The sequence below is a fragment of the Leucobacter sp. gxy201 genome (genome assembly GCF_051043335.1).
In the GTDB taxonomy this organism is placed as follows: Bacteria; Actinomycetota; Actinomycetes; order Actinomycetales; family Microbacteriaceae; genus Leucobacter.
In genome coordinates, this window is the sequence record NZ_JAMXWS010000001.1 from 466,042 (window position 1) to 484,250 (window position 18,209).

Consider the following 18,209-nt stretch of genomic DNA (forward strand, 5'->3'; position numbering starts at 1 on the left):
GTTCTCTATCGAAAGCGGCTGAGCCTGTTCCCGCGATCCGATCGCGGGAACAGGCTCAGCCGGGTGGGTGGCGTCTAGGCCTCGAAGCGCAAGGTCTCCGCGACGATCCGCTCCTGCTCGACCGCGTGCACCTTGGCGGAGCCCGTCGAGGGGGCGGCGGATGCGGCGCGCGACACGACTCGGATGCGGTCGTTCGCGAGGTGCTTCGCGAGCATGAGCGAGATGAACGGCCATGCGCCCTGGTTCTCGGGCTCGTCCTGCGCCCACACCAGTTCGGCGTCGGGGTAGCGGGCAAGCACGCGACCGAGCTCGGCGGTCGGCATCGGGTAGTACTGCTCGATGCGCACGAGCGCGATGCGCGGGTCCGGGCCCCGCTCGAGCGCCGTCGCGAGGTCGTAGTAGAGCTTGCCCGAGACGAGCACGACCCGTTCGATCGTCGACGCGTCCGCAATGGTCGGGTCGTCGATCACGGGGCGGAAGTGGCCCTCGGTGAAGTCCTCGACGTCCGACGTCGCGCCGCGCAGGCGCAGCATCGACTTCGGGGTGAAGACGATGAGCGGCTTGCGGGGGCGGGCGTACGCCTGGCGGCGCAGCAGATGGAAATAGTTGGCCGGCGTGGTCGGCTCGGCGACGACCATGTTGTCCTCGGCGCACAGCTGCAGGAAGCGCTCGATGCGGGCCGACGAGTGGTCCGGGCCCTGTCCCTCGTAGCCGTGCGGCAGCAGCATCACGACGGAGGACTGCTGGCCCCACTTCTGCTCGGCGCCCGCGATGTACTCGTCGATGACGGCCTGCGCGGTGTTCGCGAAATCGCCGAACTGCGCCTCCCACACGACGAGTGCGTCCTCGCGCTGCAGCGAGTAGCCGTACTCGAAGGCGAGTGCCGCGTACTCGGCGAGCAGCGAATCGTAGATCCAGAACCTCGACTGATCCTCCGAGAGATTCAGGAGCGGAATCCATTCCTGGCCGTTCAGACGGTCGTGGAAGACGGCGTGGCGCTGGGCGAAGGTGCCGCGGCGCGCATCCTGGCCGGCGAAGCGCACGGCCGTGCCCTCCATGAGCAGCGAACCGAGGGCGAGCAGCTCGCCGAAGCCCCAGTCGATCGAGCCCGACCGGCTCATCTCGGTGCGCTTCTTGAGCAGCTGGTCGAGCTTGCGGTGCACCGTGAAGCCCTCGGGCTTGTTCTGGTGCGCATCGCCGATGCGTTCGATCATCGCCCGGTCGACACCGGTCGGGATGACCTCGGTCGAGGCCGCGTTCGACTCGGCGGGGGCGCCGGCGGAGATGCCGCTCTGGTCGATCACGGGGATCGAACCGGTCTGCGCGGCGTGCGTCTCCATGAAAGCGCGCTCGAGGCGGCTCTGGAAGTCCTCCTTCGCCCGCTCGTACTGCTCCTCGGTGAGATCGCCGCGGCCGACGAGGGCACTCGTGTACAGACGGCGGGTCGAGCGCTTCGCCTCGATCAGGTCGAACATGAGCGGCTGCGTCATCGATGCGTCGTCGCCCTCGTTGTGGCCGCGTCGGCGGTAGCAGACGAGGTCGATGATGACGTCGACGTGGAATCGCTGGCGGAACTCGTACGCGAGGCGCGCCACCCGCACGACCGACTCGGGGTCGTCGCCGTTCACGTGGAAGATCGGGGTCTGCACGACCTTGCCGATGTCGGAGGAGTACACCGCCGAGCGCGAATCGCGCGGCAGGGTCGTGAAGCCGACCTGGTTGTTGATGATGATGTGGATGGTGCCGCCGGTGCGGTAGCCGCGCAGCTGCGACATCTGCAGCGTCTCGTACACGACGCCCTGACCGGCCATCGCGGCGTCGCCGTGGATGAGCACGGGCAGCGTCGTGAACGAGCCGATCGGCTTCAGGTCCTGCTTCGCGCGCACGATGCCCTCGAGCACGCCGTCGACGGTCTCGAGGTGCGAGGGGTTGGCGGCGAGGTGGATCGGGACCTTGGTGCCGTTCGGCGCGGTGAACACGCCGGAGGTGCCGAGGTGGTACTTCACATCGCCGGAGCCGCGGCTCTGGGTCTGCGCCCCCTCGAACTCGCGGAAGATCTGGCCGTAGGTCTTGCCGGCGATGTTCGAGAGCACGTTGAGGCGGCCGCGGTGGGCCATGCCCACGTCGACGCTGTCGACGCCGTCCTCTGCCGCATCGATGAGCATCGCGTCGAGAAGCGGGATGACCGACTCGCCGCCTTCGAGGCTGAAGCGCTTCTGGCCGACGTACTTGGTCTGCAGGAAGGTCTCGAAGGCCTCGGCCTCGTTGAGCTTCTCGAGGATGCGCATCTGCTCGTCGTGGTTCGGCTTCGCGTACGGCACTTCGAGCTGCTCGCGCAGCCACAGGCGCTGCTCCGGATCCTGGATGTGCATGTACTCGATGCCGATCTTGCGGCAGTACGAGTCGCGCAGCACGCCGAGGATGTCGCGCAGCTTCATCGTGCGCTTGCCGCCGATGCCGCCGGTGACGAACTCGCGGTCGAGGTCCCAGAAGGTGAGGCCGTGGCTCTCGATCTCGAGGTCGGGGTGAGTGCGCTGCACGTACTCGAGCGGGTCGGTGTCGGCCATGAGGTGGCCGCGCACGCGGAACGAGTTGATGAGCTCCTGCACCCGCGCGGTCTTGTCGACCGCGCCCGACACGTCGACGTGGATGTCGGAGGCCCACTGCACCGGCTTGTAGGGGATGCGCAGGGCGGCGAAGATGTCCTCGAAGAAGTCGTGGCCGCCGATGAGGCGCTCATGCACCTTCTTCAGGAACTCGCCCGAACCGGCGCCCTGGATGACGCGGTGGTCGTAGGTGCTGGTGAGCGTGATCGTCTTCGAGATGCCGAGGTTGACGAGCACGTCCTCGGAGGCGCCCTGGAACTCGGCGGGGTACTCGAGCGCGCCGACGCCGATGATCGACCCCTGGCCCTTCATGAGGCGCGGCACCGAATGCACCGTGCCGATGCCGCCCGGGTTCGTGAGCGAGATCGTCGCACCGGCGAAGTCGCCGGCCTCGAGCTTGCCGCCGCGGGCTCGCTTCACGAGGTCTTCGTAGGCGCTCAGGAACTCGTTGAAATCGAGAGTCTCGGCGCGCTTGATGGCGGGCACGAGCAGCGAGCGGCTGCCGTCGGGCTTCGGGAGATCGATCGCGATGCCGAGGCCGACGTGCGCGGGCACGACGATCGACGGCTTGCCGTCGACCTCCGCGTACGACACGTTCTGGCTCGGGAACTCCTTCAGCGTCTGGATGAGCGCCCAGCCGATGAGGTGCGTGAACGACACTTTGCCGCCGCGGCTGCGGCGGAGGTGGTTGTTGATGACGATGCGGTTGTCGATGAGCAGCTTCGCCGGCACCGTGCGCACGCTGGTCGCGGTCGGCACGGTGAGGCTCTGGTCCATGTTCTTGGCGAGCGTGCGCGGCATGCCGCGCAGCGGCGTCACCTGATCGACCGCCTCGTCATCCGAGGTGCCGGCGTCTGCCTTCGCCCGCGGGGCATCCGCAGGGATCGGGGCCGTGCGCGGCGCGACGTTGGTGGTGCGGGCCGGTGCAGCCGCTGCCTGAGCGGCGGGAGCCGCTGCAGCGGGGGCCGCGGGCGGCGCCGGAGCCGGGGCTGCCGGGGCCGCGGGTGCCTGCTGTGCAGCGCCGTACTGCTCGAGGACCGGCCACCATGCCTGATCCACCGAGTTCTTGTCGACTTGGAATTGCTTCCACATCTCCTCGACAAGCCAAGCGTTTGCACCAAAATCTTCTGCGGAACCGCCCTGTACGGGGGTCTCCGTGCGCTCCGCCAAAGCGACGTCCTCTCGTTTGTGCCGATGCGTGGCGGCGATGCAGCCGGGGTGGCGGCTCCATAGCCCAATGCCTCCGACAAGCCTACGCCTTTTCCTCTTCGATGTTCGGAGCTTTTCTCAGGGCATCGCCCGTACGGGCTGGTAAAGTGGGGAAGGCTATGGATGCAGACTCCCGAAGACCCTCAGACCCCCCGAGTACCAGCCGCGCTGACGCGCGGCCCCTCTTCCTTCCGAGGTGCACCCGGTGAACGACTGGGTGCTCCTGCTCATCGGAATTCTGCTCACCGCGGGCACCGGCATCTTCGTCGCCGCGGAATTCTCGCTCGTCGCGCTCGACCGGCAGGATATCGAACGCCGCCGCGACTCCGGCGAGCGCGGACTCGACCGCGTCATCAGCGGTCTCGCGCGCACGTCGACCCATCTCTCGAGCGCGCAGCTCGGCATCACGCTGACGACGCTGCTCGCGGGCTACACGCTCGAACCCGCGATCAGCGGGTTCCTCGACGCCCCGCTCGGCGCGCTCGGCGTGCCCGAAGAGCTGCGCCGTACGATCAGCGCCCCGGTCGCGGTCATCGTCGCCACGATCCTCTCGATGATCGCGGGTGAGCTCGTCCCGAAGAACTTCGCGATCTCGCGGCCCCTGGCCACCGCGAAGTTCGTGATGCCGGCGCAGGCCGCGTTCACGGCCGTGTTCAAGCTGCCGGTGCTGGCGCTGAACGGCAGCGCCAACGGCATCCTGCGTTCGATCGGCATCGAACCGAAGGAGGAGCTGTCGGGTGCGCGCTCGGCCGAGGAGCTCTCGTCGCTCGTGCGCCATTCGGCGAGCGCCGGCTTGCTCGAGGCCGACACGGCGACGCTGCTCGATCGCACGCTGCGGTTCGCCGAGCTCACCGCCGGCGACGTGATGACCCCCCGTCTGAAGATCGAGAGCCTGCACCGGCTCGACTCCGCGCAGGCCGTGCTCGAACTCTCGGGTCGCAGCGGGTTCTCGCGCTTCGCCGTCATCGACGACGACCGCGACGACGTCGTCGGCATCGTGCACGTGAAGCAGGCCGTCGCCGTGCCGCGGGCGAAGCGGGCCGAGGTGCCGGTCGCGGCGCTCGCCGAGGAGGTCCTCCGGGTGCCCGACACGATGCGCCTCGATCAGCTGCTCGAAGAGCTGCGCGGCAGCGGCTTTCAGTTCGCTCTCGTCGTCGACGAGTACGGCGGCACGGCGGGCATCGTGACGCTCGAGGATCTGGTTGAGGAGATCGTCGGCGAGGTCGCGGACGAGCACGACCGCGCCTCGGCCGGGGTGATCGGCACCGCCACCGAGATGACCTTCCCGGCGAATCTGCGCCCCGACGAGGTGAAAGAGCAGACGGGCATCGACATCCCCGAGAACGACGATTACGACACGATCGCGGGCTACGTGCTGCTCGAGCTCGGCCGCATGCCCGAGGTCGGCGACTCGGTCGACCTCGAGGGCGGCGGCACCCTGACCGTGACGCGGCTCGAGGGCCGCCGCATCTCGCGCGTGAGGTTCACGGCCCCCGCGCTGCCCGAGACGCAGGGCGACGCGGGCGGCGATGCCGGCGGCGCGGGTGCGACGAACGGAGGCGCGGCATGAGCGACTGGATGGGAATCTTCTGGCTCGTGGTGCTGCTCGTCGCGAACGCCTTCTTCGTCGCGGCGGAGTTCGCGGTCATCTCGGCCCGTCGGTCGCAGATCGAACCGCGCGCCGAGGCCGGTTCGAAGAGCGCGAAGACCGCGCTCTTCGCGATGGAGCACGCGACGCTTATGCTCGCGACCAGCCAGCTCGGCATCACGGTGTGCTCGCTCCTGATCCTGAACGTGTCCGAGCCCGCCATCCACCACCTGCTCGCGGGGCCGCTCGAGTGGACGGGGCTCTCGACGCAGGCGGTATCGGTCACGGCGTTCGTGATCACGCTGGTCATCGTGTCGTACCTGCACGTCGTCTTCGGCGAGATGGTGCCGAAGAACGCGGCGTTCTCGGTGCCCGACCGGGCCGTGCTGCTGCTCGCGCCCCCGCTCGTGGCGATCTCGCGACTGCTGCGGCACGTGATCGCGTCGCTCAACGCCGTCGCGAACGGCGCGCTGCGCCTGTTCGGCGTCGAGCCGAAGTCGGAGACCACGAGCACCTACACGCTCGAGGAGGTCGCGAGCATCGTGAGCCATTCGACGCGCGAGGGCGTGCTCGAAGACCGCAGCGGGGCGCTCTCCGCCGCGTTCGAGTTCACGACGAAGCACGCGTCGGACCTGCTCGTGACCTCGGATCGGCTGGTCGTGCTGCCCGAGGGCGCGACGCCCGAGGACGTGGAAGCGGCCGTCGCCCGGCACGGCTTCTCGCGGTACCCGATCGCGGGCCCCGGCGGCGAGCTCGAGGGCTACGTGCACATCAAGGATCTGGTGCGCCTCGGCGAGGATCGCATCGCCCAGCCGATCCCGGCGAAGCGCATCCGCACGATGGTCACCTTCCCGGGGGGCGCCGACCTCGAGGACGTGCTGAGCAGCCTGCAGCGCGGCGGCATCCACCTCGCGCGCATCTGCGACAGCGATGGGCGCGAGCTCGGCGTCGTCTTCCTCGAGGACATCATCGAGGAGCTCGTCGGCGAGGTGCACGACGCGACGCGCCGCCGCCGCTACGAGTAGGCGGTACGGGGCCTGCTCAGAGCGCGGCGGGTGCGGTGCGTCGTGCCCGCCGCGTCCCGTCGCCGTCAGGGCGCGGCGGTGAGTGCGATGCGCGCCGTGAGATCTTGCACGGTCGCGGCGCTCTGCTCGAACGGCAGTTCGCTCGGCAGGTCGAAGTCGATGTCGAACACGAGCTCGTCGATCTCCAGCGTCGTCGGCGTGAATTTCACCATCGTCGGAATGGGCGGGTGATCGCCGATGGTCAGCTCGCCGACGGCGTAGGCCGGCCCGGTCTCGTTCTCGGCCCGGCGCAGCGTCGTCGGCTCGGTGAGCACGAAGCTCGCGCTCTGCAGGCCGGTCACCCCGAAGTCGAACTCGGCGTCGGTGATGATGTCGTCGCTCAGCACGATCGCACCCGAGTAGCGGAAGCCCGACTGCGCCGCATCGCTCAGCGAGGCGAGGGCGCTCGGCGCGGTGATCGTGAACTCCGAGAGCTCGTACACCTGCTCCGTCGGCAGCGCCAGCAGGTTCGAATCGCGAGCCGCTCGCAGTTCGGCGAGGTGCTCGGAAGGCGCCGCGACGGCCGCGGAGCACCCGCTCAGAGCGAGCGGCAGCAGCACTGTTGCGATCGCCGCAGCCGTGACCGTGCGCGGGGCTCGAATCACGTGCAAAGGGGCTCCAGTCGAATCTGACCCGAGGGCGGATCTGAACAGTACTGGGCCGAGCCTACGACCGGAATGTGTGAAGCTCTTGTGAGAACGTCGGGAGAACGCTTCGGCGTCACTCCGCGAGCAGTCGGGCGAGCTGCGCGCCGACCATCTCGAACTCGATGAGGAAGGAGTCGTGGCCGAACGGCGAGTCGATGCGGGTCGCGAGATCGCCGTCGAGACTGCCCGGCGCGTGCCGCGCGATCTCGTCCTGCCCCTCGAGCGTGAAGAGGCGGTCGCTCGGGATGCCGAGCACGAGCAGCGGCATGTCGAGCGCCGCGAGCGCCTCCGCGACGCCGCCCCGCCCGCGGCCGACATCGTGCGAATTCATCGCCTGCACGAGCGTGAGGTAGCTGTTCGCGTCGAAGCGGCGCGTGAACTTGTTGCCGTGGAAGTCGAGGTACGATTCGACGGCGAAACGGCCGCCCGCGCCGAGCGGGCTCACCGCCGACTGCCAGGAGCGGCCGAAGCGCTCATCGAGCTCGGTGTTCGAGCGGTAGTTCAGCAGCGCGAGGCGGCGCGCGGTCGCGAGCCCGTGGTGGGGGCCCTTGCCGTCGGGCGCGTCGTAGTAGTCGCCGCCGTGGTAATTGGGGTCCGAACGGATGGCTTCGAGCTGCACGAGGTTCAGGCCGATCTGGTCGGCGGTCGTCACCGGGGGAGCGGCGATGACGGCCAGGCGCTCTACGCGGTCGCGGTGGGCGATGCCCCATTCGAGGGCGTGCATGCCGCCCATCGAGCCGCCGATGACGGTGTGGAAACGGTCGATGCCGAGCGCGTCGGCGAAGCGGGCGGTCGCCGCGACCTGATCCCTGATGGTCAGGTACGGGAATCGGCCGCCCCATTCGCGGCCCGTCGGGTCGAGCGAACCCGGGCCCGTCGACCCCTGGCAGCCGCCGAGCACGTTCGGCACGACGATGCAGAATCGAGAGGTGTCGAGCACGAGCCCGGGGCCGACGATCTCGGACCACCAGCCGTCGGTCGGGTGGCCTGCGGTCGCGGGCCCCGCGATGTGGCTGTCGCCGGTGAGCGCGTGGAACACCAGTACGGCGTTGTCGCGGGCCTCGTTGAGCTCGCCGAAGGTCTCGTAGGCGATGCGCACGTGGGGCAGCTCATCGCCGGATTCGGTCGTGAGCGCGCCGACCGGCACGAATCCGCGGTCGCCGACCGGGTCGCCGTCGCGCCAGCCGCCCGAGATCGGGGGGCGGCCCATGAGCGCCCGCAGCTGCGCGTCGGTGATGAAGTCGGTCGGAAACGAATCCTCGGGCGTCTGCCAGTCCATAGCTCCCTATTCTGCCCGCGATGCCGGGGCGTCGCGGCAATGTTACGACGGCCGGCGGCGCGAGCGGCGGTTTCTCCAGGGATCGCCCGGCCCGGGCCCGCCCCGACGCATGCGAAAGGCCGCATATATGTCCGCCTCGCGACGGGAGAACATAGATGCGGCCGATCACATATCGTGAGCCGGAGCCGGAGCCGGAGCCGGAGCCGGAGCCTAATGACCGAGAACTAGGCGCGGGCGGACGCGACGACCTCGCGTGCGGCGGCGAAGCCGAGCTCGAGGTCGCTCTTGATGTCGTCGATGTGCTCGAGGCCGACCGAGAGGCGCACGAGGCCCGGAGTGACGCCGGCCGTGAGCTGCTGCTCGGGGGTGAGCTGCGAGTGCGTCGTCGAGGCCGGGTGGATGACGAGCGAGCGCACATCGCCGATGTTCGCGACGTGGCTGAACAGCTCGAGGTGGTTCACGAACGCCTTGCCGGCGTCGACGCCGCCCTTCAGCTCGAACGACAGCACCGCGCCGACGCCCTTCGGAGCGTAGGCGTTGGCGGCCGCGTACCACGGCGAGGTGGGCAGGCCCGAGTAGTAGACGGCCGCGACGTCGTCGTGGGCGTCGAGCCACTCCGCGATCTCCTGCGCGTTCTGCACGTGGCGCTCCATGCGCAGCGACAGGGTCTCGATGCCCTGCAGCAGCAGCCAGACGCTGAGCGGCGCGATCGCCGAGCCGAGGTCGCGCAGCAGCTGCACGCGCGCCTTGATGATGTAGGCGATGCCGTCGCCGACGGCCTCGGTGTAGCTGACGCCGTTGTACGAGGGGTCGGGCTCGGTGAGACCCGGGAACTTCTCGACGTTCTGCGACCACGCGAACTTGCCGCCGTCGACGATGACGCCGCCGATGGTATTGCCGTGGCCGCCGAGGAACTTCGTGGCCGAGTGCAGCACGATGTCGGCGCCGTGCTTGAGGGGCTGGATCAAGTAGGGGCTCGCGACGGTGTTGTCGATGATGAGCGGCAGGCCGTTCTCGTGCGCGACGTCGGCGACCGCGCGGATGTCGAGCACGCTCGAGCGGGGGTTGGTGAGGCTCTCGGCGAAGAAGAGCTTCGTGTTCGGGCGCACGGCGCGCTGCCAGGCCGCGACGTCGTCCTGATCCTCAACGAACGTGACCTCGATGCCGAGCTTCGCGAGGGTGTACTTGAAGAGGTTGTAGGTGCCGCCGTAGATCGACGACGACGACACGATGTGGTCGCCGGCGTTCGCGATGTTGAGCACGGCGAAGGTCGAGGCGGCCTGGCCGCTGGCGAGCAGCAGCGCCGCGGTGCCGCCCTCGAGGGCTGCGATGCGCGCCTCGGCGGCATCCTGCGTCGGGTTGCCGATGCGGGTGTAGATCGGGCCGAGGTCGGCGAGTGCGAAGCGGTCGGCCGCCACCTGCGTGCTGTCGAAGACGAACGACGTGGTCTGGTGGATCGGGAGGGCGCGCGATCCGGTCGTCGGGTCGGGCTCCTGGCCCGAGTGGATCTGCTTGGTCTCGAAGCCCCAGGCGGTCTGGTCGGTCATGAAAACTCCTCGGTGAGTGGAATCGGGGGGTCGCGTGCGGAACGGCAACGCTCACGAGAGTATGCAGAGCGATCGCGAACGGCAAGGGGCCGCGACACGAAGTGTAATGTTCTCCGGGCGATAGGGTGGGAGGCGCCGGCAGACGGAGCCGTCGATGAAGGGAGACTCGGATGCAGCGAGTGGTCGTCACAGGAGCGAGTTCGGGCATCGGCGCGGCCTCGGTGCGCAGGTTCTCGGAGCTCGGCTGGCAGACCGTCGCGGTCGCGCGGCGCGAGGATCGGCTCCGCGAGCTCGCCGAGGAGACCGGCGCGTACCCGATCGTCTGCGACGTGACCGACGAGGAGCAGGTATCGCGGCTCGCGGGCGAGGTCGCGGCCACCGGCGGCGCGACCGGCCTGGTCAACAACGCGGGCGGTGCGATCGGCACCGAATCGGTCGAGCACTCGTCGAACGAGGACTGGCGGCGCATGTTCGAGGTGAACGTGCTCGGGCTGCGCGCGGTCACGGCCGCCATGCTGCCGGTGCTGCGCGAGGGCGCACGCCAGACGGGGTGGGCTTCGATCCTGAATCTCACCTCGACCGCCGGGCTCAACGCCTACCCGGGCGGTGCGGGCTACAACGCGGCGAAGTATGCGGCGCACGCCGTCACCGAGGTCATGCGCCTCGAGCTCGCGGGCGAGCCGATCCGCGTGATGGAGCTCGCACCCGGGCTCGTGCACACCGAGGAGTTCACGCTGAAGCGTCTGCGCGGCGACGCGGCCGCGGCCGCGAAGCCGTACGCCGATGTCACGCCGCTGACCGCGGAGGACGTGGCGAGCGTGCTCGTCGGCGCATTCGAGCAGGCGCCGCACATCAATCAGGATCTCATCGTGCTGCGCCCGGTCGCGCAGTCGAGCGTGTTCCATACGCACCGCGGCCCGCTGGTGCCGAAGATCTGAGACGCGACGCATGGCGATGACGGCGGGCGGGGCCCTCGGGAGCGGCATCGCAGCCGACTGGGCCGAGGTTCTCGCGCCGGTGCGCGGCACTCTCGCCGAGCTCGAGGCGTTTCTGGATGCCGAGCGCGCTGCGGGGGAGCAGGTTCTGCCCGCCGAGCGGCGCATCCTCGCCGCATTCGAGCGGCCGCTCGCCGATGTGCGGGTGCTCATCGTGGGGCAGGATCCGTACCCGACCCCCGGCCACTCGATCGGGCTCGCGTTCGCCGTGCAGCCGGAGGTGCGGCCGATCCCGCGCAGCCTGCGCAACATCTACCGCGAGCTGCACGACGATCTCGGCATCGCGCCCGCCGACCACGGCGATCTCACGGCCTGGGCCGATCGCGGTGTCATGCTGTTGAACCGCGTGCTGACCGTGCGCGCCGGGCAGATCGCCTCGCACCGGCGCAAGGGCTGGGAGACCGTCACCGCTGCAGCGATCCGGGCGCTCGCCTCGCGCGGCGGCCCGCTCGTCGCGATCCTGTGGGGCAACGATGCCCGCGCGCTCGCGCCCGTGCTCGGCGACGTCCCGTGCATCGAGAGCCCCCACCCGTCGCCGCTGTCGGCATCGCGCGGGTTCTTCGGGTCGCGGCCGTTCAGCCGCGCAAACGCGGCCCTCGCGGCGCAGGGGTCGCCGCCGATCGACTGGTCGCTCGCGTAGCGGGTCCGTTCTGCAGCATCGCTCAGGCGATGCGCGAGCCGCGCGGCAGCCGCTTCGCCGGGGTGTCGAGCCGGCGATAGCCGCCCCAGAGGGCTCCTGCGACGAGCAGCAGCTGCAGGCCGAAGCCGATCCACCACACGGGCACGGTGCTCTCGAAGACCTCGTCGGTGGGGTCGACTTCGAGCGGCACCCGGTTCTCGGGCGCGCAGTCGTTCCACCCGGTCGGCGCGGCCGGGGCCTGCTGCAACGAGCGCACCGTGTAGGCGATGCCGCCGAAGAGGTCGTTGGGAGTGCGGTACCGGTCGAGTTGCGGCGGCACCATATCGGCGACGACGACGTAGGGGTTGAGCGCCAGAATCCACCACAGCCGGTCGGTGGGCACGTAGGGCACCCGGTCGATGCGGGTCTCGCACTCCTCGGGCACCGCCTGCCAGCACGCCTCGTCGGTGCACTCCGCGGTGGCGGCGTAGTACTCCGATGTGAATGCGCGGTTCTCGACCTCGTGGTAGCTCGTCGTCACGCCGCTCGCGAGGGCGAAGCCGATGAGGGTACCGACCGAGAGCAGCGCCACCATGAGGTAGGCCATGACGATGGCGAACACCTGCGAGCGGATCATCGCCGACAGGCCGACCCCGATCGCGGTGAAGACGCCGATCTGCAGGGCGAGCGCCACGAGCGCCAAGCACAGCTGGGCGGCGCCGGTGCCGCTGAGCAGCAGACTGAACACGACGAACGGCGCCGCGATGACGAGGAAAGCGATGCCGGTGATCCAGGCCGCGAGGGCCTTGCCGAGCAGGATCTGCCAGAGGCCGATCAGCGTGACCTGGGTGGTGGCGAGCGTCGCCTGGCCGCGCTCGGCGCCGATCGAACCTGCCGAGATGGCGGGGGCGACGAGGGTGCCGAAGAGCAGCACGAAGGCGACGATGAGGGAGAACAGCGGGTACCCGTCGGTCTCGGCTCCGGCGGCCCCGAGCATCGCCGAGAGCGTCGCCCAGGCGAGCAGGGTGACGGCGCCGATGATGACGAACCAGACGATCGCGAGCACGAGTAGGGCGCGCGACCGCATGCGCTGCCGCAGCTCGAGCGCGGCGATGAGCCGGAGGCCGCGCCAGAAGCCCGGGCGGCTCACGGCGAGGCGGTCCGGGGCACGGCCGGTCATGACCGGCCGGCTCTCTCCCCGGCCGCTCATCATGCCTCCTCCGCCGAGAGGTGCACGAACGCCTGTTCGATCGCGCTCGAGGCGGGCCCGAAGCCGATCACGGGCACTCCGAGCGTGACCAATCGGCTCAGCAGCTCGGCCGCGGCCGGTTCGTCGGCGAGCTCGACGGTGAGGCTCGTGCCCGCGAGCGTCTGCCGGGTCTCCGCGGTCACGCCGAGCTGCGCGAGCGCGGCGTGCAGCGCGCCGGCGTCGAGCGCCCGGATGCGCCAGCTGCGGCCCGGGCGCAGCGCCGCCTCGACGACCGCGGTCGGCGAGGTGCTGCCGTCGTGCAGGAAGACGACGTTCGAGGCCAGCTCGTCGAGCTCGTCGAGCACGTGGCTCGTGACGAGGATCGCGGTGCCCTCGGAGGCGAGACGGCGCAGGAGGTCGCGCTGCGCAAGGCGCGCCGCCGGGTCGAGGCCCGCGGCCGGCTCGTCGAGCAGCAGCGCGCGAGGGCCGTGCGCGACCGCGCGGGCGAGACTCAGGCGCTGCTTCTGGCCGCGCGATAGCGTGCGGGTCTGCTGCGCGGCGAGACCGTCGAGGTCTGCGAGGGCGAGCAGCTCGGCGACGCGACCCTCGGCCGCCGCGCCGCGGATGCCGTACATGCCGCAGACGGCGACGAGCGTCTCGCGCACGGTCAGCGTCGGCCACGAGCCGAGCGCGTCGGGCATCCATCCGAGCGCAGCACGTGCCGAGGCGGGGTCGCTCGCGGCATCGTGACCGGCGATGCGCACCGTGCCGCGGTCGGGCGCGAGCAGCGTCGCCAGCATGAGCAGCAGGGTCGTCTTGCCGCTGCCGTTCGGCCCGACGAGGGCCGTGATCTCGCCGGCGTGCACCGCGAGCGACGCGTCGCGCACCACGTCGACCCCGCCGAACGAGCGCGCGAGCCCGTCGGCCACGATCACCGGTGCGGCGGTTGCGGCTTCCATGGCCTCACGGTAGCAGGTGCGGCGCGAGGCCCGGCGAGACCTGCGGAGACTCCGAGCGGTCGAGTCTGCCGGCGAGGCCCGCGGCGGCCTCGAGCACGCACATCGCGGCGAGGCGCACGGTGCGCTGGTCGGCGGCGTCGGCCGTCGCGTCGACCTCGGCGATATCGATGCCGCGCACCCGGAGGTCGGCCGCGAGCAGCCGCGTGATGCGGCGCAGCTCGTGCGCCTGGATGCCGCCCGGGATGGAAGCGGGGCAGGCTGGCGCGACCGAGCGGTCGCAGACGTCGACATCGAGGTCGACGTGGATCGGGCCGCCCGAGGCCCCCGCGACCCCGAGGGCCTCGGCCACGATCTCGCCGAGCGGGCGGTCGTGCAGCTCGTCGCGGTGGATCACGGTGATACCGAGCTCCTTCGCGCGCCGACGGTACTCGTGGGAGTTGGCGAAGTCGGCGATGCCGATCTGCACGATGCGCCGCGGGTCGAGGCCCGCCTCGATCAGGCGGCGCACGGGCGCGCCGTTGGTGCGGCCGTCGCGCAGGTCGTGATGGGCGTCGAGCGTGATGAGGCCGGCCGTGCCGAGCTCGTCGCCCGCGACGCCGAGCGCCGCCGGCACCGTGAGCGCGTTGTCGCCGCCGAGCGCGACGACGAGCTGCGCCTGCCGCGCGAGCTCGGCGACCCGTGCGGTCGCGGCGCGCTCGCCGTCGACGGAATCGGCGTCGGCGACGTCGCCCACGTCGACGATGCGCAGCGCCTCGTCGATGACGGTCTCGGCCTCGTCGCCCCGCGACTCCGCGTCGCCCGGGGCGACGACATGGCCCGAGTAGCGGCGCAGGGCGGCGCGCACGGCGGCGGGCGTCACGTGCGCATTCGAGGGAGAGAGGGAGGTCTGCGACGTCGGGATGCCGATGAGCGCGAGGTCGACCGGGTCGCCGCCGGGGGCGGGCCATCCGCCGGTGCGGGGCCAGGAAGGGTCGTGCGGCAGGGGGCGCTGGGTCGGGGCGTCGGGGCTCATGCCTGCGACGCTAGCAGCGGGCCCCGGCGCGGCCGCGAGAGGGATCCGCGGCGCCGTCTGGAATCCCGGACACGATCGGGCGCCGTGCACCCCTGCGGCACCCGCGCGTGCGGTTCCATCGAAGTTATGAACACTCGCCCAGCACCGGTCGTCGTCATCGGTTCGTCGCCCCTCACCGTCGCCGACGTCGTCTCGGTCGCCCGCCACGACGCGCGCATCGAGGTCTCGGAGGCCGGCCTCGCCCGCGTCGCCGAGAGCCGCCGCGTGATCGAGGAGCTCGCGAACGACACCCGGCCCCACTACGGCGTCTCCACAGGCTTCGGCGCGCTCGCGAAAGTGCAGATCCCTGTCGAGAAGCGGCAGCAGCTGCAGCGCAGCCTCATCCGCTCGCACGCCGCCGGCACCGGGCCCGAAGTCGAGCGCGAGGTCGTGCGCGCCCTCATGCTGCTGCGCCTCGACACACTCGCCTCGGGCCGCACCGGCGTGCGCCCGGTCGTCGTCGAGACCTACGCCGCCATCCTCAACGCCGGCATCACCCCGGTCGTGCACGAGTACGGCTCGCTCGGCTGCTCGGGCGACCTCAGCCCCCTCGCGCACTGCGCACTCACGCTCATGGCCGAGGGCGACGTGCGCGTGAGCCTCGACCCGCACGACGCGCCGATCTCCGCGGCCGAAGCGCTCGCCGCCGCCGGTATCGAACCGCTCGTGCTCGCCGAGAAGGAGGGGCTCGCCCTCATCAACGGCACCGACGGCATGCTCGGCACGCTCTGCCTCGCCCTGCACGACCTCGCCCTGCTGCTCAAGACCGCCGACATCGCCGCCGCCGCGAGCGTCGAGGGCCTCACCGGCACCGACGCCGTGTTCGCCGCCGATCTGCACGCCCTGCGCCCCCACCCGGGCCAGGGCGCGGCCGCCGCCAACATGCTGCGCGTGCTCGAAGCCTCGACCCTCTGCCAGCGCCCCGCCGAGGGGGAGTTCACGCGGGTGCAGGACGCGTACTCGCTGCGCTGCGCCCCCCAGGTGCACGGCGCCGCCCGCGACACCGTCGACCATGCCGCCCGCGTGGCCGCCATCGAGCTGCGCTCGGCCATCGACAACCCCGTCGTGCTGCCCGACGGGCGCGTCGAATCGAACGGCAACTTCCACGGCGCCCCCGTCGCCTACGTGCTCGACTTCCTCGCGATCGCCGTCGCCGACGTCGCCTCGATCAGCGAGCGCCGCACCGACCGCTTCCTCGACACCGCGCGCAATCACGGCCTGCCGCCCTTCCTCGCAGCCGACCCCGGCCTCGACTCGGGTCTCATGATCGCGCAGTACACGTCGGCCGGCATCGTCTCCGAGCTGAAGCGCCTCGCGGCCCCCGCCTCGGTCGACTCCATCCCGTCGTCGGCGATGCAGGAGGACCACGTGTCGATGGGGTGGCACGCCGGCCGCAAGCTGCGTCGCGCCATCGATGGCCTCGGCCGCGTGATCGCGATCGAACTGCTCGCCTCGACCCGCGCGCTCGACTTCCGCGCGCTCGACGCCGCCGCGGGCGTCCCCGGTGCGGCGACCGCGGCCGTGCACGCGCTCTTCCGCACCGCCATCCCGACGCCCGACACCGACTCGTTCCTGTCGCCCACGATCGCGGCCGCGCACGAGTTCGTCGTGACCGGGCGGGCGCTCGAGGCCGTCGAGGGCGCGCTCGGCTCGCGGTTGGACTGAGCCGGGCTACTTCGCCCAGCGCAGGTCGCTGAAGCCGAACCGGCCCGCTTCGGGTGTCGCCGCGAGGATCTGCTCCCGGGTGAGCATCTTCCTGGGGAGCAGATCCTCGGGCAGCTTCTCGGCGTATGGCGCAGCATGCGAGACGCCCTCCGCGAGCATGCGCACCTGCGCCTTCGCGACGAGCGGCACCTGCATGGTCCATTCGGTGAGCTGCCCGAGCGCGGTGAGCGCCCAGACCGGTGCCGGCAGGATCCCGATCGGCCGGCCCTGCACATCGGCCACCCGGCGCACCACGCGGCTCAGCTTCAGCTCCTCGGCGCCGACGACCTCGACGGTCTTGCGCTCGAGCCGCCCGCGGAGCGCCGCCTCCATCACGTCGACAAGCTCTTCGACGGGTACGGGGCGCACGGTCTTCTCCTTGAGCCCGACGGTGGCGAACAGCGGCAGAGTTCTGACGGTCCGCGTAGTGTGATCGATCAAGTGGTCGCCGAGCCCGTAGATCATGCCCGCTTTGAGGATCGTATAGTCGACCCCCGAGGCGCGGATCATCTCCTCGGCCTCCCACTTCGACTCGTGATAGGGCGACCCGCTTCCGGGCCTGGCGCGGAGGAAGCTCAGCATCACGATCTTCTTCACACCGGCCCGCTTCGCCGCCTCGATGACGGCGGCGGTGCCGCGAACATGCACGCGCTCGTACGTCTGGTCGCCGATCTCGCGGTTGATGCCGGCGCAGTGGGCGACGGCGTCGCACCCCGCGAACACGCGGGCGAGCGCCTCGACGTCGTCGACCGGGACGCCGGTTCTGCGGGAGACGATCACGGGACCCTCGAACCGTTCCGCGAGGTTGCGTCCGACGAATCCAGTGCCGCCGGTGATTGCGATGCGAGGTTCAGCCATATCCCGACAATAGCCGCCGAAGCCCGCAGTAGGATCGATGGATGACCCAGCCGAAGGTGCCCGCGGCCGACCAGACGCTGCGCATCCTGAGCCTGCTCGCAGCCTCGCGCGGGCCGCTGGCGGCGAGCATGATCGCGACGCAGCTCGAGCTGCCGCGATCGACCGTCTACCATCTGCTGGCGACGCTGCAGGAGCACGGCTTCGTCATGCACCTGCCCGAGGAGCAGCGGTACGGGCTCGGCATCGCCGCGGTCGAACTGAGCTCGGCCTACGAGCGGCAGGAGCCGCTCGCCCGCATCGCCCGCCCGCTCATCGCCTCGCTCGTCGACCGCTTCGGCTTCAGCGGGCACTTCGCGGTGCCCCACGGGCGCGACGTTCTCTACGTCGTCGAGGAGCGCGCGCAGGGCGCCCCTGCCCTCATCACCGATGTCGGAGTGCGCCTGCCGATGCAGCTCGCGGCGAGCGGCCGCTCCATTCTCGCCGCCCTGCCGCGCGCCCAGGTGCGCGCGCTCTTCCCCGACAGCGCCGCGTTCGTGCACCGGCACGACACCGCGCTCCGGCCGGGCGACGTCGAGATCGACCGCTACTCGCGGTTGCGCACGGTGCTCGACGACACGACGACGCGGGGCTATGCGCTCGAACGCGGTTCGGTGACGCCGGGCTTCGCCTCGGTCGCGCTGCCCGTGCTCGACCACCGACACTGGCCCGTCGCGGCGGTCGCGCTCACCTTCCGCGAAGGCGAGGTCGACGAGGCCGGGCTCGCAGCCCTCGTCGCCGAGGTGCGCCGAACGGCGACGACGCTGTCGCAGCGCATCCACGGCCGCAGCACGGCCGGGAGCTCCGGGGCGGCGGGGTAGCACGGGCTCGGCAGTGCGAGCTCAGCATCGCGGGCTC

General features: G+C 70.8%; 14 protein-coding genes. 6 read left to right on the top strand and 8 right to left on the bottom strand.

The genetic code is table 11. The features are described from left to right. Positions 1-74: 74 nt before the first annotated feature. Complete coding sequence (locus NHL51_RS02145; protein ID WP_434141487.1) at positions 75-3,698, bottom strand: multifunctional oxoglutarate decarboxylase/oxoglutarate dehydrogenase thiamine pyrophosphate-binding subunit/dihydrolipoyllysine-residue succinyltransferase subunit; 3,624 nt, start codon at positions 3,696-3,698, stop codon at positions 75-77. Between the two features lie 322 nt (positions 3,699-4,020). Between NHL51_RS02145 and NHL51_RS02150 the strand changes: the two genes are divergently transcribed. Together NHL51_RS02150 and NHL51_RS02155 are read left to right on the top strand one after the other, a co-directional pair. Continuing rightward, a complete protein-coding gene (locus NHL51_RS02150) occupies positions 4,021-5,385 on the top strand; it encodes a hemolysin family protein (protein WP_434141489.1) in 1,365 nt (454 codons plus the stop codon). Then, positions 5,382-6,428, top strand: a complete 1,047-nt coding sequence (locus NHL51_RS02155; RefSeq protein ID WP_434141491.1) for a hemolysin family protein — start codon at positions 5,382-5,384, stop codon at positions 6,426-6,428. The genes NHL51_RS02150 and NHL51_RS02155 overlap by 4 nt, the downstream gene beginning before the upstream one ends. 65 nt (positions 6,429-6,493) lie before the next feature. Here the strand turns inward: NHL51_RS02155 and NHL51_RS02160 are convergent, their stop codons facing one another. The 3 genes from NHL51_RS02160 to NHL51_RS02170 form a co-directional block, all read right to left on the bottom strand. Continuing rightward, positions 6,494-7,078 carry a hypothetical protein gene (locus NHL51_RS02160; protein ID WP_434141494.1) on the bottom strand — a complete coding sequence of 195 codons (585 nt, stop codon included), beginning with the start codon at positions 7,076-7,078 and terminating at the stop codon, positions 6,494-6,496. 109 nt (positions 7,079-7,187) lie between these two features. Then, on the bottom strand, positions 7,188-8,393 hold the full coding sequence (gene metX / locus NHL51_RS02165; RefSeq protein WP_434141496.1) for a homoserine O-acetyltransferase MetX: 1,206 nt from the start codon (positions 8,391-8,393) through the stop codon (positions 7,188-7,190). Positions 8,394-8,617: 224 nt separating this feature from the next. Then, positions 8,618-9,940 (bottom strand): bifunctional o-acetylhomoserine/o-acetylserine sulfhydrylase, encoded by a 1,323-nt coding sequence (locus tag NHL51_RS02170; protein ID WP_434141498.1) that lies wholly within the window; start codon positions 9,938-9,940, stop codon positions 8,618-8,620. Positions 9,941-10,110: 170 nt separating this feature from the next. On the opposite strand from NHL51_RS02170, the gene NHL51_RS02175 reads away from it, so the two are divergent. Both NHL51_RS02175 and NHL51_RS02180 read left to right on the top strand, forming a co-directional pair. Beyond that, the gene (locus NHL51_RS02175) at positions 10,111-10,878 is read left to right on the top strand and encodes an SDR family oxidoreductase (protein WP_434141500.1); all 768 of its coding nucleotides are present in this window, start codon (positions 10,111-10,113) and stop codon (positions 10,876-10,878) included. Positions 10,879-10,888: 10 nt separating this feature from the next. Then, complete coding sequence (locus NHL51_RS02180; protein ID WP_434141502.1) at positions 10,889-11,575, top strand: uracil-DNA glycosylase; 687 nt, start codon at positions 10,889-10,891, stop codon at positions 11,573-11,575. Positions 11,576-11,597: 22 nt separating this feature from the next. Here the strand turns inward: NHL51_RS02180 and NHL51_RS02185 are convergent, their stop codons facing one another. Genes NHL51_RS02185 through NHL51_RS02195 form a run of 3 tightly spaced genes read right to left on the bottom strand, consistent with a single transcriptional unit; the run spans position 11,598 to position 14,714 of the window. Further along, positions 11,598-12,764: an ABC transporter permease gene (locus NHL51_RS02185; RefSeq protein WP_434141504.1), complete on the bottom strand. Its 1,167-nt coding sequence runs from the start codon at positions 12,762-12,764 to the stop codon at positions 11,598-11,600. Then, positions 12,764-13,702, bottom strand: a complete 939-nt coding sequence (locus NHL51_RS02190) for an ABC transporter ATP-binding protein (RefSeq protein WP_434141506.1) — start codon at positions 13,700-13,702, stop codon at positions 12,764-12,766. The genes NHL51_RS02185 and NHL51_RS02190 overlap by 1 nt, the downstream gene beginning before the upstream one ends. A 4-nt stretch (positions 13,703-13,706) precedes the next feature. Then, positions 13,707-14,714 carry an arginase family protein gene (locus NHL51_RS02195; protein ID WP_434141508.1) on the bottom strand — a complete coding sequence of 336 codons (1,008 nt, stop codon included), beginning with the start codon at positions 14,712-14,714 and terminating at the stop codon, positions 13,707-13,709. Between the two features lie 126 nt (positions 14,715-14,840). On the opposite strand from NHL51_RS02195, the gene hutH reads away from it, so the two are divergent. Continuing rightward, positions 14,841-16,418, top strand: coding sequence for a histidine ammonia-lyase (gene hutH / locus NHL51_RS02200; RefSeq protein WP_434141510.1), 1,578 nt, complete (start codon positions 14,841-14,843; stop codon positions 16,416-16,418). Between the two features lie 6 nt (positions 16,419-16,424). Here the strand turns inward: hutH and NHL51_RS02205 are convergent, their stop codons facing one another. Next, positions 16,425-17,315, bottom strand: a complete 891-nt coding sequence (locus NHL51_RS02205; RefSeq protein ID WP_434141513.1) for an SDR family oxidoreductase — start codon at positions 17,313-17,315, stop codon at positions 16,425-16,427. 41 nt (positions 17,316-17,356) lie between these two features. Here NHL51_RS02205 and NHL51_RS02210 point away from each other — a divergent pair, with 41 nt between their 5' ends. Further along, positions 17,357-18,172 (top strand): IclR family transcriptional regulator, encoded by an 816-nt coding sequence (locus NHL51_RS02210; protein ID WP_434141515.1) that lies wholly within the window; start codon positions 17,357-17,359, stop codon positions 18,170-18,172. Positions 18,173-18,209 lie beyond the last annotated feature (37 nt).

What these genes read in the sequence shown, in the direction of transcription:
- NHL51_RS02145 (WP_434141487.1), bottom strand. Translation starts at nt 3,698, where the DNA reads ATGTGGAAGCAATTCCAAGTCGACAAGAACTCGGTGGATCAGGCATGG.
- NHL51_RS02155 (WP_434141491.1), top strand. Translation starts at nt 5,382, where the DNA reads ATGAGCGACTGGATGGGAATCTTCTGGCTCGTGGTGCTGCTCGTCGCG.
- metX (WP_434141496.1), bottom strand. Translation starts at nt 8,393, where the DNA reads ATGGACTGGCAGACGCCCGAGGATTCGTTTCCGACCGACTTCATCACC.
- NHL51_RS02170 (WP_434141498.1), bottom strand. Translation starts at nt 9,940, where the DNA reads ATGACCGACCAGACCGCCTGGGGCTTCGAGACCAAGCAGATCCACTCG.
- NHL51_RS02175 (WP_434141500.1), top strand. Translation starts at nt 10,111, where the DNA reads ATGCAGCGAGTGGTCGTCACAGGAGCGAGTTCGGGCATCGGCGCGGCC.
- NHL51_RS02180 (WP_434141502.1), top strand. Translation starts at nt 10,889, where the DNA reads ATGGCGATGACGGCGGGCGGGGCCCTCGGGAGCGGCATCGCAGCCGAC.
- NHL51_RS02185 (WP_434141504.1), bottom strand. Translation starts at nt 12,764, where the DNA reads ATGAGCGGCCGGGGAGAGAGCCGGCCGGTCATGACCGGCCGTGCCCCG.
- NHL51_RS02190 (WP_434141506.1), bottom strand. Translation starts at nt 13,702, where the DNA reads ATGGAAGCCGCAACCGCCGCACCGGTGATCGTGGCCGACGGGCTCGCG.
- NHL51_RS02195 (WP_434141508.1), bottom strand. Translation starts at nt 14,714, where the DNA reads ATGAGCCCCGACGCCCCGACCCAGCGCCCCCTGCCGCACGACCCTTCC.
- hutH (WP_434141510.1), top strand. Translation starts at nt 14,841, where the DNA reads ATGAACACTCGCCCAGCACCGGTCGTCGTCATCGGTTCGTCGCCCCTC.
- NHL51_RS02205 (WP_434141513.1), bottom strand. Translation starts at nt 17,315, where the DNA reads ATGGCTGAACCTCGCATCGCAATCACCGGCGGCACTGGATTCGTCGGA.
- NHL51_RS02210 (WP_434141515.1), top strand. Translation starts at nt 17,357, where the DNA reads ATGACCCAGCCGAAGGTGCCCGCGGCCGACCAGACGCTGCGCATCCTG.